Source organism: Bradyrhizobium sp. 18BD (assembly GCF_054185225.1).
Genome location: NZ_JAVAYL010000016.1, coordinates 174,668 through 187,460, shown reverse-complemented (window position 1 = coordinate 187,460; position 12,793 = coordinate 174,668). Strand labels below are relative to the sequence as shown.

Here is a 12,793-nt window from a genome sequence, read left to right as displayed (position 1 = left end):
TGCCCGGAGCGCGCGCGCTCGCGCTCCGGGTTTCCTTCGAGACGACCGGAACCGTCGTATCGTCGACGCCGGGTGCCAGGATCGGTCGCTGCAATGAACGAATTGAGTGCCTCTTCGCGGATCACCTATCGGGCCGTCATGGTCCGCCCAGGCGTGGCGCGTCGTATCCGGGGCCTGTCGGACAAGACGCTCGCTTGGCTGTTCATCACGCCGACGATCGTGCTGCTGCTCGCGATCAATATCTTCCCGCTGCTCTGGACGATCTATCTGTCGTTCACAAACTACCGCGCCAACCGGGCCAACGTGCCGACGATCTGGCTGGGCGCCGACTGGTACCAGTCGATCCTGACCGATCCCGACATCTGGGCCGCGATGCAGGTCACCGCGCATTTCGTGATCTGGACGGTGGTGATCGAGACCGTCCTCGGATTTGGCCTCGCCTATCTCATCGACAAGAAGTTCCGCGGCCACGGGATGTGGACCACCATCATCCTGCTGCCGATGATGCTGTCGCCGGCAGTCGTCGGAAATTTCTGGACGTTCCTGTATCAGCCTCAGATCGGATTGTTCAACTACGTGGTCGCCTTCTTCACCGGCCGCGCCGCCTCGTCCTTCCAGATGCTCGGCGACGTCACGCTGAGCCCCTGGGCCATCGTCATCGTCGATGCCTGGATGTGGACGCCCTATGTGATGCTGATCTGCCTCGCAGGCCTGCGTTCGATCCCGGACTACATCTATGAGGCGGCCGAGGTCGATCGCGCGTCGAAATGGCGGCAGTTCTGGTCGATCACGCTGCCGATGGCGCTGCCGTTCATCATGCTGGCGGTGCTGTTCCGCGGCATCGAGAATTTCAAGATGTTCGACATGGTCAATTTGCTCACCGGCGGTGGGCCGGGATCGACCACGGAAGTCGCCTCGATCACGCTCAAGCGGGCGGCGTTCGAGAGCTGGCGCACCGGCTACTCCTCGGCCTTCGCGATCATCCTGTTCGTGACGGTCTTCGGTCTCGCCAACATCTATGTGAAGGCGCTGAACAAGGTGAAAAGCCGATGACATCAGCCACCACAGCCCATTCGGTCGTCGAGCCGTCGGCCACGACGCGGCGCTTTGCCGGCTCACTCGTCGTGCTCTACGCCATCATCACCATGATCCCGCTGGTCTGGATCATGCTCACCGCGTTCAAGTCGCCGGACGATGCGATCTCCTATCCGCCCAAGGTGATGTTCAAGCCGTCGCTCGAAGGCTTCTGTAACCTCTTCACGACCCGGTCGCGCCAGACGCCGGAGTTCATCCGTTCGCTCGGGCCTCCGCAGGGGCTTTGCGACGACATCGCGCGCAGCCGCAACATGGTGGTCGCCGGCCCCTCGAACTACGTGCCGCGCTTCGTCAACTCGCTCATCATTGCGTTCGGCTCGACTGTGCTCGCCGTCGCGCTCGGCACCTTGTCGGCCTATGGCTTCTCGCGGTTCCGCGTGCCTCTGAAAGATGACCTGCTGTTCTTCATCCTGTCGACCCGGATGATGCCGCCGATCGCGGTCGCGATTCCGATCTACCTGATGTACCGCACCGTCGGTTTGTCGGACACAAGACTAGGGATGATCTTGCTCTACACCTCGGTCAATGTCTCGCTCGCGGTCTGGCTGCTCAAGGGGTTCATCGATGAGATCCCGCGCGAGTACGAGGAGGCCGCGATGATCGACGGTTACACCCGCTTCCAGGCTTTCGTGAAGGTAGTGCTGCCGCAGGCCACCACGGGCATCGCGGCAACCGCAATCTTCTGCCTGATCTTCGCCTGGAACGAATACGCCTTCGCGGTGCTTCTCACCTCGGGCAACGCGCAGACCGCGCCGCCGTTCATTCCGATCATCATCGGCGAGGGCGGACAGGACTGGCCCGCAGTGGCCGCCGGCACGACGCTGTTCCTGGTGCCGATCGTGGTGTTCACGGTGCTTCTGCGCAAGCATCTGCTGCGCGGCATCACCTTTGGAGCTGTCCGCAAATGAGTGTCGATCTCGTCCCTACCATCGTACGTCGTGGTCTCGCCGATCGCGTCTTGCGCCGCGGTCCGCTCGAAGCCATCGCGACGACGATCATCGCCGCCGGCGTGGTGATGCTGATGCAGCCGCTGTCTCTGACGCTGTATTCCTGGTCGTTTGCGACGACCCTGTTCGGCACGGTGATGTTCACCATCGTGTCCAAGGTCCGGGAGTAGGGCGCGGTGGCACAGATCAAGGTCGAGGCGCTCGACAAGTCCTTCGGGACGTTTCATGCGGTCAAGTCAGCCAGCTTCACGGTGGAGGACGGCCAGTTCCTTTGCCTGCTCGGACCGTCTGGCTGCGGCAAGACGACTACGCTCCGCATGATCGCCGGCCTGGAGCTGCCGACGGCGGGCACCATCCGGCTCGACGGCGAGGACGTGACGATGAACCGCGCATCGGCGCGCGATATCGCCTTCGTGTTCCAGCTCTTCGCGCTCTATCCGCACATGAATGTCCGGCGCAACATCGGCTTTCCCCTGAAATGCGAGGGCATCGGTGCGGCCGAGCGCGACCGTCGGGTCGTCGAGGCTGCGCGCATCCTGCGGATATCGCACCTTCTCGACCGCTCCGTCTCTGGCCTTGCCGGCGGCGACCGGCAGCGTGTCGCGCTTGGACGAGCCATTGTACGCAAGCCAAAATGCTTTCTGATGGACGAGCCGCTCGGTGCGCTTGATACAGAGATGCGCGAGGCCATGATTCATGAACTGCGGGCCCTGCATGATCGGCTCGGCGCGACAACCGTCTACGTCACCCATGACCAGCTCGAGGCCATGGCGATGGCTGACAGGATCGCGGTGATGAACAATGGCGTCGTCGAGCAGGTCGCGAGCCCGCGCGACATCTATGACCGGCCAGCGTCGCTGTTCGTTGCCGACTTCATCGGCTCGCCGCCCATGAATTTCCTGCCGTTCCGTGGCGGCCTGCAGACTGGCGCGGAGGCGATCAGGCTTGGCGAGCGCGATGTGGTCATTCCTGCGGCGCGCGAAGCGATGGCGGAGGGTGAGCTCGTGCTTGGGGTGCGGCCCGAGCATGTGCGTTTCACCGATCGCGGCATGGTGCGCGGCGAGGTCTATGGCACGGAATATCTGGGTACGACGCAGATCGTGACCGTGACGACGCATTACGGCGCGCTCAAGGCCCGCTCACCCAGCAGTAGGTCGTTCCGGACCGGCGAGACAGTCGGGCTCGACTTCCGGCCCGATACGCTGTCGATCTTCGACAAGGCATCCGGCCGGGCGATTCGCACCGCGCTGCATGAAGGAGGCGCGCATGGCTGAAGTCGAGATCAACGCCGTCTCGAAGGCCTTCGGCAAGACTCGAGCCCTGAGCGATCTGTCGCTGACCGTCGGCGACGGCGAGTTCGTGGCATTGCTCGGGCCGACCGGTGCCGGCAAGACCACGGCATTGCGCTTGATCGCCGGATTGGAGCAGCCGGACTCTGGCTCGATCCGCATCGCTGGGCGCAACGTGACCGGCGATGCGCCGGCCGATCGCGACGTTGCCTTTGTCTTCCAGCAATATTCGCTGTATCCGCACCTCACCGTGTTCGAGAACATGGCTTTCGCGCTGCGCGCGCCGACCCGCCGTGTGCCCGAAGCGGATATCCGCGCGAAGGTGCAGGAGGTGGCGCGTCTGCTCCACATCGAGACCAAGCTGGACAACAAGGCGACGCAGCTGTCGGGCGGGCAGATGCAGCGCGTCGCGATCGGCCGTGCCCTGGTCCGTTCGCCCTCGATCTATCTGATGGACGAGCCGCTCTCCTCGCTGGATGCCAAGCTGCGCGGCGAGCTCCGCCTCGAGCTCAAGCGGATCCAGGTCGATCTCGGCGCGACGATCCTCTACGTCACCCATGATCAGACTGAGGCGATGACGATGGCGTCGCGCATCGGTGTGATCGAAGGCGGACGGCTGATGCAGATCGGCACGCCGCGGGAGATCTACGAGAACCCGATCAACGCGCATGTTGCGGCCCGGCTGGGCCAGCCGGTGATCAATCTGCTGCCGGCGGGCCTGTTCGCCGGCGCGCCAACCGGTGTCGAGATCATCGGCGCGCGGACCGAGCACCTGACGATCGCGCGCGGTGGCGGCGACGTCTCTGCGACCGTCAAGCGGGTCGAGCATCTCGGCGACCAGAGCCATCTCCATCTCGACCTCGCCGGTCGGCCGGTTGTGACGCTGGCGGATCCCGAGGCGGGCTTTGGCGCCGGAGACGTCGTGTCGCTCCGTTTGAACAAGCCGCTGTTTTTCGATGCGAAGGGCTGGAGGGTAGCGGCATGAGCCTTGATCGGGTAGCCAGGGAAAGATTGGTGCAAGCGCTGGCAAGGTCAGTGATCGAGCACGCGGACGAGCTGACGAGCCTCGATCAGGCGATTGGCGATGGGGATCACGGGCTCAACATGAAACGCGGTTTCGAGGCTGTGCTGGCAGCATTGCCGGGCCTTGCCGACAAGTCGCTCCCAGAAATGCTGAAGGCGATTGGAATGACATTGGTGATGAAGGTCGGCGGTGCTTCGGGGCCGCTGGTCGGAACGTTCTTCATGGAACTGGGGAAGGCGCTTCCGGAGCAGCCCAGCCGGGCCGATCTGGTCGCGGCGACGGAGAAAGCGATCGAGGCCGTGAAGGCGCGCGGCCGCTCGGAGGCAGGGCAAAAAACACTGCTGGATGTCCTGGTGCCGGTGCACGCCGTTCTCGCGGGAGGCGGCGACGCCAAGGCGATCGCGGCGGAGGCAGTGCAAGCGGCCGATCGCACCACGCCGATGCAGGCGATCCGCGGCCGCGCGTCGTTTCTGGGCGAACGTTCCATCGGTCATATGGACCCGGGCTCGCGCTCGGCGTCCCTTTTGATCGGCGCAGCGGTTGAGACACTGGAGTTCGAGGTCAATACATGAGCAACGTCGGAATTGTCATCGTGTCGCATTCGCCGAAGATCGCGGAAGGCGCGGCCGATATGGTGCGCCAGATGGTCGGGGACGCAGTGCCGCTGGCCTGGACCGGCGGCGATGTCGACGGCGGCCTGGGTACGAATGTTGCAGGAATCCTCGAGGCGATCGAGACGGCCTGGTCACCGGCGGGTGTTGCGATCCTCGTCGATCTCGGCGGTGCCGAGACCAATTCGGAGATGGCGGTCGAGATGCTCCCGGAAGACCGGCGCGCGCGCGTGCTGGTCTGTAATGCCCCGGTGGTCGAGGGGGCTGTGATCGCTGCGACCGAATCTTCGGGCGGCTCATCGCTTGCCGCCGTCAAGCGCAGTGCGGAGGAATTCTATGCATGATGCCAACGCCAACCGGGCGGCTCAGACGTTTGCGCCGCTGACCGCTTCGGCGGTCCTCGTCAATCCGGTCGGCCTGCACGCGCGGCCGTCGGTGAAGCTCACGCAATGTGCGAAAGGCTTTGTCGCCAAGATCGAAATTGCGCTTGCGGCCGAGGGACCCTGGACCGATGCCAAGAGTCCGGTGAAGGTGATGCGTGTGAAAGCGCCGCAGGGCGCGACGCTGCATTTCCGTGTCGCCGGTCCCGATGGCGATGCGGCGCTCGCGGCCATGCTGGCGCTGGTGCATGACGGTTTCGGCGAGGCGTAGAATCGTGGGCGAGATTTACCTCACCGGCCATCCCGCCTCGCCAGGCCTCGCCATCGGCCCGGTCTCCGTGCTGAGGACCGAAGTGGCGAGCAGGGCGGCGAGGGGCGATTCCGCGCAGGAGGCCGCAGCGCTGAAGGCGGCGATCGAGGGGGCAGCAGCCGAGCTTGCCGAACTGATCGCGACGGTTCATGGCGAAGCCGCGGAGATCCTGGAGTTCCAGGTCGCGATGCTCGGTGACGATGCGCTTGCGGAGGGTGCTTACGAAGCTATTGCGGCCGGCACGGCTGCCGATGAGGCCTGGCGCACAGCCCTCGATGCGGAGATCGCCGGCTATCGCGCCGCGGATGAGGAATACTTCCGGGCTCGTGCTGCCGATCTGGTCGACATTCGCGATCGCGTGCTTGCCGGGCTGACTGGCGCAAACACGACCGCAAAGATCTCCGGCGATTCCGTCGTCACGGGTGATGATATTTCGCCATCGACGTTTCTCGCCGTTGACTGGACCCGCGGCGGTGCCATTGCGCTCGCCAGCGGATCGCCGTCGTCGCATGTCGCGATGCTCGCGCGATCGCGTGGCGCTCCCATGGTGGTCGGACTGGGGCCATTGCCATGGAACGGACAGCCGCCGTCGCTGGCGCTGGTCGATGGCGATACCGGCACCGTGATCTTCGATCCCCAGCCCGAAACGCGCCGCCTGTTCGAGCGCCGCATGGCGGCAGCGAATGCCGCGCAGATTGCTGCCGACGCTGGTCGTCTCAAGCCGGCAGCGACGGCCGATGGCCGACGTATCGCCGTCCTTCTCAACGTCGCTGCGCCCGAAGATCTCGCGAGCCTTGATCCCGCCATCTGCGACGGCATCGGCCTCGTACGGACGGAGTTTCTGTTCGAGGGGTCGAGAGGTCTGCCCGGCGAGGATGCGCAATACGCGGTTTACCGCCGCATTCTCGAATGGGCCGCAGAGCGGCCAGTGACGATCCGCACGCTTGATGCCGGCGGCGATAAGCCAATTCCTGGCGTGACGGTCGACGGCGAGCGCAATCCATTCCTGGGCATGCGTGGGATCCGGCTCTCTCTGGCGCGGCCGGAGGTGTTTCGCGTGCAGTTGCGGGCGCTATGCCGCGCGGCCGTGCATGGGACGCTGAAGGTGATGCTGCCGATGGTCGCGATCCCCTCGGAGCTCGATCGTGCCAACGCCATGCTGGACGCGGAATTCGTGGCACTCAGGGCGGAAGGGATCGCCTGCGCCCGGCCGCCGCTCGGTATCATGGTCGAGATCCCGGCGGCAGCGCTATGCGCCGAGGACTTTGGCGCGGCGTTCTATTCCATAGGGTCGAACGACCTGACCCAATACACGATGGCGGCGGCGCGCGATATCGGTGCTGTCGCCGACCTCAACGATGCCAGCCACCCGGCGGTGCTGGCGCTGATTGCACGGACGGTGGAGGCCGGGCGAAAGCGCGGTGTCGAGGTCTCGCTCTGTGGCGATGCGGCGGCCGACACGCGCCTGACGAATGCGCTGCTGGCGACGGGCCTGACGACCCTCTCGGTCTCGCCGATTGCGGTGGCGCGGCTCAAGGCTGCCATCGCCGGGGTGACCGCATGACGGACGATGCAGGCGAGGACACAAGCCGGCCGGGCGACAGCAATGTCGCGGACTACAAGCTCATCCTGCGGCGGGCCCTCGACAACCGGCCATCCGGGACGCGATTGAAGCTCGCGGCGGCGCTCGGCAAGAACCGCTCCTTCGTCAGCCAGATCACCAATCCGGCCTACCTGGTGCCGATCCCGGCCAAGCATGTCGCGATCATCTTCGAGGTCTGCCATCTCTCCGGTACCGAGCGGGCCGCTTTCCTCGAAGCCTATGGTCGCGCGCATCCGGGACGGCTGCGCGGCGCCCATCGTGAGGCGCGCACGCGCGTTGTTACCGTGACGGTGCCAGATCTCGGTGACGACAAGAAAAACCGCGCGCTGGAGCAACTGATCGTCGACTTTGCTGCTCAGCTCGCCCGCTACGCCGAAAGCATCGGCTGACGAATTCGAAACGCAAAAAAGACAACCGGGAGGACGCCATGAAAAAGCTGATCAACAGCACCGACACGGTGCTCGAAGAGAGTCTCGACGGCTTGGCAGCCGCCCATGCCGATATCCTGCTTCTCGGCGCCGAGCGGAAGTTCGTGCGCCGCCGCACCCTGAAGCCGGGCAAGGTCGCGCTCATCTCGGGCGGCGGCTCCGGCCATGAACCGCTTCATGCCGGCTTCGTCGGCCACGGCATGCTCGATGCCGCCTGTCCGGGCCAGGTCTTCACCTCGCCGACGCCGGATCAGATGATCGAGGCGGCCGAGGTCGTCGACACCGGAGCCGGCGTGCTCTTCATCGTCAAGAATTACGAAGGCGATGTCATGAATTTCACGATGGCCGCCGAGATGGCCGGGCGTGAGGTTGCAAGCATCGTGACCAACGACGATGTCGCGGTCGAGAAATCGACCTACACCACCGGGCGTCGCGGCGTCGCAGGCACGCTGATCGTTGAAAAGATGGTTGGTGCAGCAGCCGAAAAGGGCCTGCCACTGGCCGCGCTCAAGACGCTCGGCGATGACGTTAACAGGCGCACCCGATCGATGGGGGTGGCGCTGCTGCCGTGCACGGTTCCGGCGGCGGGCCGGCCGAACTTCACACTTGCCGACAATGAAATGGAAATGGGCGTCGGCATTCATGGCGAGCCGGGACGCCGCAGGGTGCCGCTGGCCTCCGCCGATGCGATTGCTGCCGAGATGCTCAACGCGATCCTGGGTGATCTCGCGCCGAGCAAGGGCAGTGAAGTGCTTCTTCTGATCAACGGGTTTGGCGCGACGCCGCTGATCGAGCTCTATCTGATGGCCAACAGCGCTAAGCGCATTCTGGACGGAGCGGGGATCGCGGCCACGCGTTTCTTGACCGGCTCCTACGTGACGTCCCTCGACATGGCTGGTGCGTCGATCACCGTCTCCGTGCTCGACAGCCAGTCAAAGGACTTGTGGGACGCGCCGGTGCATACCGCCGCGCTACGCTGGGGTATCTGATGGACGGGAACGAAGAATCAACAATGAAGGACAAAGAGATACCCCTGAGATCGCGGTCTTCACGCGCAGGGCGGACCCTCTTAGAGACGGACACCGGTTGTCGCGAACGCCTGCTCGACGGGTTCCTGCACCTCGTTCAAGACAGCCATTGCTGCAATTGCAATCACGACGGCTGCCGCGCAGCCGAGCAGGAAAGCCTTCATCTGCAAACTCCATTCTTCAACGGCGGCGCGTATCTCACGATGTAGCCTGTGGTGAGCACCTCCGATGATCGATTCAAAGTTCGCCCCAGTTCGACCGGCTTAAGGACCTCTAAACATCGGGGCCGCCGAAAACGAATCGCCCATCAACCCCCAGGACTCGAGGTCGGCGCTGTGCAGGTCCACTTCCAGGATAGCCAGCAGCAGCGCGAGCACAACCATTGTGAAGACCAGGAGAGGCGAAGCTTCTCGCGCGGCCGGATCCGGCGCGGTCATGAACGCGTGAGCGGCGCATAGCCGCGCGATCATCCGCAGCAATGGTCTCGATCGCCCCTGCATGTCGTCTTCCTTGACGCGACGAGCAAAGACGTAACGTGCAAAGGCTAGGACTCGCGCCGCCGGCATTCAAGCGAAGAATGTCTGAACGGGTCCTGATGCAGCGCACACAATAGGCGTAATCGCCGCGGACATTTATCTTGGTTATCCTGTCGGGCACTCTCAAGACCATGGACCAGGGCCGGCAAAGGTCGATCGCATGGGCTTCGGGCGCATGGGCTGCGGCCGCCCTCTTAGTGACTGTTTTTGCTGCGTCAGCGGCGCAGGCGCAGCTGGCAGGTCACGGCGGACCCATCCGGGCGCTGGCGGTTTCGCCTGACGGTGACAGTCTGCTGTCAGGGAGCTTCGACACGGCTGCCATTCGCTGGTCGCTGAAGAGTGACGCGGCCACTGAGGTGCTGCGGTATCATGCTGATGCCGTTAATGCGGTCGCCTTCCTGAAGGATGGTCGGATGGTAACCGCCGGTGCCGACGCCCGGATCGCGGTCTGGACCGCAGGCCAGCAGCAGCCCGACCTCGTCCTGGAAGGGCATTCCGGCCCGATCGTCGCCCTGGCGGTCTCACCGGACGGATCAAAGCTCGCCTCGGCCTCCTGGGACCACAGCGTGCGACTCTGGTCACTAGCGGATGGTGCGGCCCGCGTGTTTGAAGGTCACCGGCAGAATGTGAACGGTGTCGCGTTCGCGCCAGACGGCATGTCACTCGTAAGCGTCGGCTATGATCTTGCGTTGCGCATCTGGCACCTGCGGGATGGTCAGCCCGAAGTGGTGACGTTGCCCGCGCCGTTGAATGCGGTCACGGTCGCGCCCGATGGCGAGATCGTCGCGGGCGGATCGGATGGCAAGCTGCGTATGCTGACGATGGATGGAAAGCTGTCCGGTGAAATTGCGGCAGGCTCGAAACCGATCGTTGCCTTGGCACTTTCCGATGATGGGGCACTGATCGCCGCCGCGGGCATCGACGGCACGGTCACCATTGTCGAACGCAAGTCCCGGAGTGTACTGCGGACACTCGTGGTCCCTGGTTCCCCGGTCTGGTCACTCGCCTTCCTCCATGATGCCGCGACGCTCGTGACCGGAGCCGCGGACGGGAAGATCCGGCGATGGAATGTGCCGAGCGGCGAGCCGGTCGGTTCGAACCGGTTCGGGACGCCGGTGGATCCGCTCGCCGCCTATGCGGGAGACCACGGTGCCGAGGTCTTTCGCGCCTGCGTGGCCTGTCACACGCTCTCGTCGAAGGGGATACAACGCGCGGGGCCGACGCTTGCCGGCTTGTTCGGCCGGAAGATAGCTTCACTTCCCGGCTATCGGTTTTCCGAGGCTCTCAAGAAGATGGATATTGTCTGGACGCCCGAGACCGTCGCAAAGATGTTTGAAGTGGGCCCCAATGCCTACACGCCGGGAACGAAGATGCCGGAGCAGCGTATCGGCTCGGCCGAAGACCGCCGTGCGCTAACGGACTTCCTGGCCCGGGCGACCTCGCAATGAGAGAGGTGCAATCGGATCGAGCAGGTTCGCATCCTAAGACTTGCCGTTCCTCCCTCGCAGATAGTCCTCGGTGGTTCGAGGCGGCGCGCGTTCCGGAACGGACTGGAACGGATCGAACTGCCGCTCGCTCATCACGGTCACGCGGCAATCTGCGCACATCCTGATTGCGTCGAGACGCTCGTCGCCGGCCGGATACATCCAATGCCGGCCCTCCAGCTTCGCCGCGATCCGATCGATCGTACTCTTGACGCCGAATGCGGCACCGCAGCGGATGCAGAGCGCAGGCTCCTCCTCCTTGATCATTTGTGCCGGCGCGCGGCCGGCGCGGAAATCGATCTGCGGCTTGAGCGTGATAACCTTCTCGGGGCAGGTGCTCTGGCACAGCCCACATTGCACGCAGGCATCTTCGACGAATCTGAGCACCGGACGCTCGGGATCGTCGCGCAGCGCGCCGGTCGGACAGGCGGAGACGCAGGAGAGGCACAACGTGCAACCATCCGTATCGACGCTTACCGCGCCGATCGGCGCGCCTGCTGGCAGGGCGATCACGTCGACGGGCTTGGGCGCCAGGCGATGCAATTCGCTCAAGGCAAATCGCAGCAGGTCGCGCCGCTTTCCGACTGTCTTGAAGGTTGCCGGCGTCGCGACCGCGGCAAGCATATCGAGCCCGCGCAGTTGCGCGCCGAGCGCGTCGGGATCGTCGGTTTCGATCGTGGTCACACGGTGCCCGTCAAATCCGAGGCCCGCAAGAATGGCCTCGGCGAAGGCGATCGTCTGCGACAGCCCGGTCACCTCGTGCCGAGGCTTTGCGCGCAGCAGGAACCGCACGGCGGACGCGCCATAGGCGAACGCGGCGATGACCGCTTCCAACCCGACTTGTGTCAGCTCATTAACGGCGAGGGGAAGCACGTTGGCCGGCAGTCCGTCGCCGTGCCGGGCGAGCGCGTCGATCAGCGCCGTGCCGTGTGGACCGTCATGGAGCAGCAGCACCGGATGCGTGCCGCCGGCCTCGCGATAGGCGAGCAAGATGGCGCGCATGATCTGCAACTGGGTGTCGGGCGGTGGCAGCGCGTAGGAGGCAGCGCCCGTGGGGCAGGCGGCTGCGCACTGCCCGCAGCCCGCGCAGATTTCCGCATTGACAGCGACATGGTCGCCGGCAGGCGTGATCGCGCCGGTAGGGCACAGATCGAGGCAGCGGTGGCACCCGGTCAGCTTCGAGCGCGAATGCGCACAAAGGCTGGGCGTGAAGTCGACATATTTCGGCTTGTCGAAGTTGCCGACGAGATCGCGCGCGGCGAGCACGGCGCGCAGCACAGCGGCGGGATCTCTGGGGTCTGCCCGCAGGTAGCCGTCGCGCAGATCGTGCGCGGAAAACAGCGGCATCTCGCCAGAGAGGTCGAGCACGAGATCGCAGCGCGAGGTCGCCCCGTTGCGCGGAGCTTCGAATACGAAGCGGTCGCGCGAAGAGGGGCGTGGCTGCGCGTAGTCGTCAATGGTGAGTTCGAAGGCGCCAAAGTGTCCGCGCGCGTTGCGGATCGTGCCCTTCACGATCGGGAAGACCGTCGCCGCAGGCGGCGTGATGTCTGACGGCAGCTTGAGCATGACGGTGACATCGAGGTGGTCCGCGAGCAGCCGGCCGGCGTCGATCGCGGCGTCGTCGCGCCCGTAGATCAGGATGATGCCGTCGCTCGACAGCGTGACCAGCGGATAGTCTGGCCTGGGAACAGCAGCCGCCGCAAGCAGCGCAGCCATCTTCGCGCCCGCATTCGCGCTGTCGCGCGACCAGCCCGCCGTCTCGCGGATGTTGACGAAGGTGATCCCGTCAGGGCGCTCGCCGGCCTCATCGGTGAACTGCGCCGCCTGCTGCGTGCAGGCGACGGTCAGCGCGCCGTCCGCCTTTGCTGCATTGCGGAAATGATCGAGCTCCGCGCCGCAGAGGTGACGAAAATTCCTGATCTCGCAGTTGGGGCAGCCACGGCGGATCGCGGCCGTGTCGAGGCGCATCGTGTCCTCGCACGAGCAGATCAGGACGGTCTTCGCTGGCTGCTGCTCCAGGTGAATCCCTCCGTCAATGCGGCGCAGACCGGACTCGCG

The 12,793-nt window shown here is 64.9% G+C and carries 15 protein-coding genes; 12 read left to right on the top strand and 3 right to left on the bottom strand.

Annotated elements, in window-relative coordinates; all coding sequences use genetic code 11:
- Positions 1-93 precede the first annotated feature (93 nt).
- From RAD16_RS27270 to dhaK, 11 genes are read left to right on the top strand one after another with little or no spacing between them, the layout of a single operon-like run.
- Positions 94-1,053, top strand: coding sequence for a carbohydrate ABC transporter permease (locus tag RAD16_RS27270; protein ID WP_458160918.1), 960 nt, complete (start codon positions 94-96; stop codon positions 1,051-1,053).
- Positions 1,050-2,003 (top strand): carbohydrate ABC transporter permease, encoded by a 954-nt coding sequence (locus tag RAD16_RS27265; protein ID WP_283080231.1) that lies wholly within the window; start codon positions 1,050-1,052, stop codon positions 2,001-2,003. The genes RAD16_RS27270 and RAD16_RS27265 overlap by 4 nt, the downstream gene beginning before the upstream one ends.
- Positions 2,000-2,212, top strand: coding sequence for a hypothetical protein (locus RAD16_RS27260; RefSeq protein WP_458160917.1), 213 nt, complete (start codon positions 2,000-2,002; stop codon positions 2,210-2,212). Before RAD16_RS27265 ends, RAD16_RS27260 begins: the two co-directional genes overlap by 4 nt.
- Before the next feature lie 6 nt (positions 2,213-2,218).
- Positions 2,219-3,316, top strand: a complete 1,098-nt coding sequence (locus RAD16_RS27255; protein ID WP_458160916.1) for an ABC transporter ATP-binding protein — start codon at positions 2,219-2,221, stop codon at positions 3,314-3,316.
- A complete protein-coding gene (locus RAD16_RS27250; RefSeq protein WP_458160915.1) occupies positions 3,309-4,316 on the top strand; it encodes an ABC transporter ATP-binding protein in 1,008 nt (335 codons plus the stop codon). The genes RAD16_RS27255 and RAD16_RS27250 overlap by 8 nt, the downstream gene beginning before the upstream one ends.
- Positions 4,313-4,927 (top strand): dihydroxyacetone kinase subunit DhaL, encoded by a 615-nt coding sequence (dhaL, locus tag RAD16_RS27245; RefSeq protein ID WP_458160914.1) that lies wholly within the window; start codon positions 4,313-4,315, stop codon positions 4,925-4,927. Before RAD16_RS27250 ends, dhaL begins: the two co-directional genes overlap by 4 nt.
- Entirely contained in the window at positions 4,924-5,310 is a 387-nt protein-coding gene (gene dhaM / locus RAD16_RS27240) for a dihydroxyacetone kinase phosphoryl donor subunit DhaM (protein WP_027557143.1), read from the top strand. The genes dhaL and dhaM overlap by 4 nt, the downstream gene beginning before the upstream one ends.
- Complete coding sequence (locus RAD16_RS27235; RefSeq protein ID WP_458160913.1) at positions 5,303-5,617, top strand: HPr family phosphocarrier protein; 315 nt, start codon at positions 5,303-5,305, stop codon at positions 5,615-5,617. The genes dhaM and RAD16_RS27235 overlap by 8 nt, the downstream gene beginning before the upstream one ends.
- A 4-nt stretch (positions 5,618-5,621) precedes the next feature.
- Positions 5,622-7,220: a phosphoenolpyruvate--protein phosphotransferase gene (gene ptsP / locus RAD16_RS27230; RefSeq protein WP_458160912.1), complete on the top strand. Its 1,599-nt coding sequence runs from the start codon at positions 5,622-5,624 to the stop codon at positions 7,218-7,220.
- Positions 7,217-7,648, top strand: coding sequence for a hypothetical protein (locus RAD16_RS27225; RefSeq protein ID WP_458160911.1), 432 nt, complete (start codon positions 7,217-7,219; stop codon positions 7,646-7,648). The genes ptsP and RAD16_RS27225 overlap by 4 nt, the downstream gene beginning before the upstream one ends.
- Before the next feature lie 38 nt (positions 7,649-7,686).
- A complete protein-coding gene (gene dhaK / locus RAD16_RS27220; RefSeq protein ID WP_458160910.1) occupies positions 7,687-8,676 on the top strand; it encodes a dihydroxyacetone kinase subunit DhaK in 990 nt (329 codons plus the stop codon).
- A gap of 80 nt (positions 8,677-8,756) precedes the next feature.
- Here dhaK and RAD16_RS27215 read toward each other — a convergent pair whose 3' ends face one another.
- Together RAD16_RS27215 and RAD16_RS27210 are read right to left on the bottom strand one after the other, a co-directional pair.
- Positions 8,757-8,879, bottom strand: coding sequence for a hypothetical protein (locus RAD16_RS27215; RefSeq protein ID WP_458160909.1), 123 nt, complete (start codon positions 8,877-8,879; stop codon positions 8,757-8,759).
- A 99-nt stretch (positions 8,880-8,978) separates the two neighbouring features.
- Positions 8,979-9,215: a hypothetical protein gene (locus tag RAD16_RS27210; RefSeq protein WP_458160908.1), complete on the bottom strand. Its 237-nt coding sequence runs from the start codon at positions 9,213-9,215 to the stop codon at positions 8,979-8,981.
- A 137-nt stretch (positions 9,216-9,352) separates the two neighbouring features.
- Here RAD16_RS27210 and RAD16_RS27205 point away from each other — a divergent pair, with 137 nt between their 5' ends.
- Complete coding sequence (locus tag RAD16_RS27205; protein WP_458160907.1) at positions 9,353-10,699, top strand: c-type cytochrome; 1,347 nt, start codon at positions 9,353-9,355, stop codon at positions 10,697-10,699.
- Positions 10,700-10,732: 33 nt separating this feature from the next.
- Here RAD16_RS27205 and RAD16_RS27200 read toward each other — a convergent pair whose 3' ends face one another.
- Positions 10,733-12,703, bottom strand: coding sequence for a 4Fe-4S binding protein (locus tag RAD16_RS27200; protein WP_458160906.1), 1,971 nt, complete (start codon positions 12,701-12,703; stop codon positions 10,733-10,735).
- Positions 12,704-12,793 lie beyond the last annotated feature (90 nt).

What these genes read in the sequence shown, in the direction of transcription:
- RAD16_RS27270 (WP_458160918.1), top strand. Translation starts at nt 94, where the DNA reads ATGAACGAATTGAGTGCCTCTTCGCGGATCACCTATCGGGCCGTCATG.
- RAD16_RS27265 (WP_283080231.1), top strand. Translation starts at nt 1,050, where the DNA reads ATGACATCAGCCACCACAGCCCATTCGGTCGTCGAGCCGTCGGCCACG.
- RAD16_RS27260 (WP_458160917.1), top strand. Translation starts at nt 2,000, where the DNA reads ATGAGTGTCGATCTCGTCCCTACCATCGTACGTCGTGGTCTCGCCGAT.
- RAD16_RS27250 (WP_458160915.1), top strand. Translation starts at nt 3,309, where the DNA reads ATGGCTGAAGTCGAGATCAACGCCGTCTCGAAGGCCTTCGGCAAGACT.
- dhaL (WP_458160914.1), top strand. Translation starts at nt 4,313, where the DNA reads ATGAGCCTTGATCGGGTAGCCAGGGAAAGATTGGTGCAAGCGCTGGCA.
- dhaM (WP_027557143.1), top strand. Translation starts at nt 4,924, where the DNA reads ATGAGCAACGTCGGAATTGTCATCGTGTCGCATTCGCCGAAGATCGCG.
- RAD16_RS27235 (WP_458160913.1), top strand. Translation starts at nt 5,303, where the DNA reads ATGCATGATGCCAACGCCAACCGGGCGGCTCAGACGTTTGCGCCGCTG.
- RAD16_RS27225 (WP_458160911.1), top strand. Translation starts at nt 7,217, where the DNA reads ATGACGGACGATGCAGGCGAGGACACAAGCCGGCCGGGCGACAGCAAT.
- dhaK (WP_458160910.1), top strand. Translation starts at nt 7,687, where the DNA reads ATGAAAAAGCTGATCAACAGCACCGACACGGTGCTCGAAGAGAGTCTC.
- RAD16_RS27215 (WP_458160909.1), bottom strand. Translation starts at nt 8,879, where the DNA reads ATGAAGGCTTTCCTGCTCGGCTGCGCGGCAGCCGTCGTGATTGCAATT.
- RAD16_RS27210 (WP_458160908.1), bottom strand. Translation starts at nt 9,215, where the DNA reads ATGCAGGGGCGATCGAGACCATTGCTGCGGATGATCGCGCGGCTATGC.
- RAD16_RS27200 (WP_458160906.1), bottom strand. Translation starts at nt 12,703, where the DNA reads ATGCGCCTCGACACGGCCGCGATCCGCCGTGGCTGCCCCAACTGCGAG.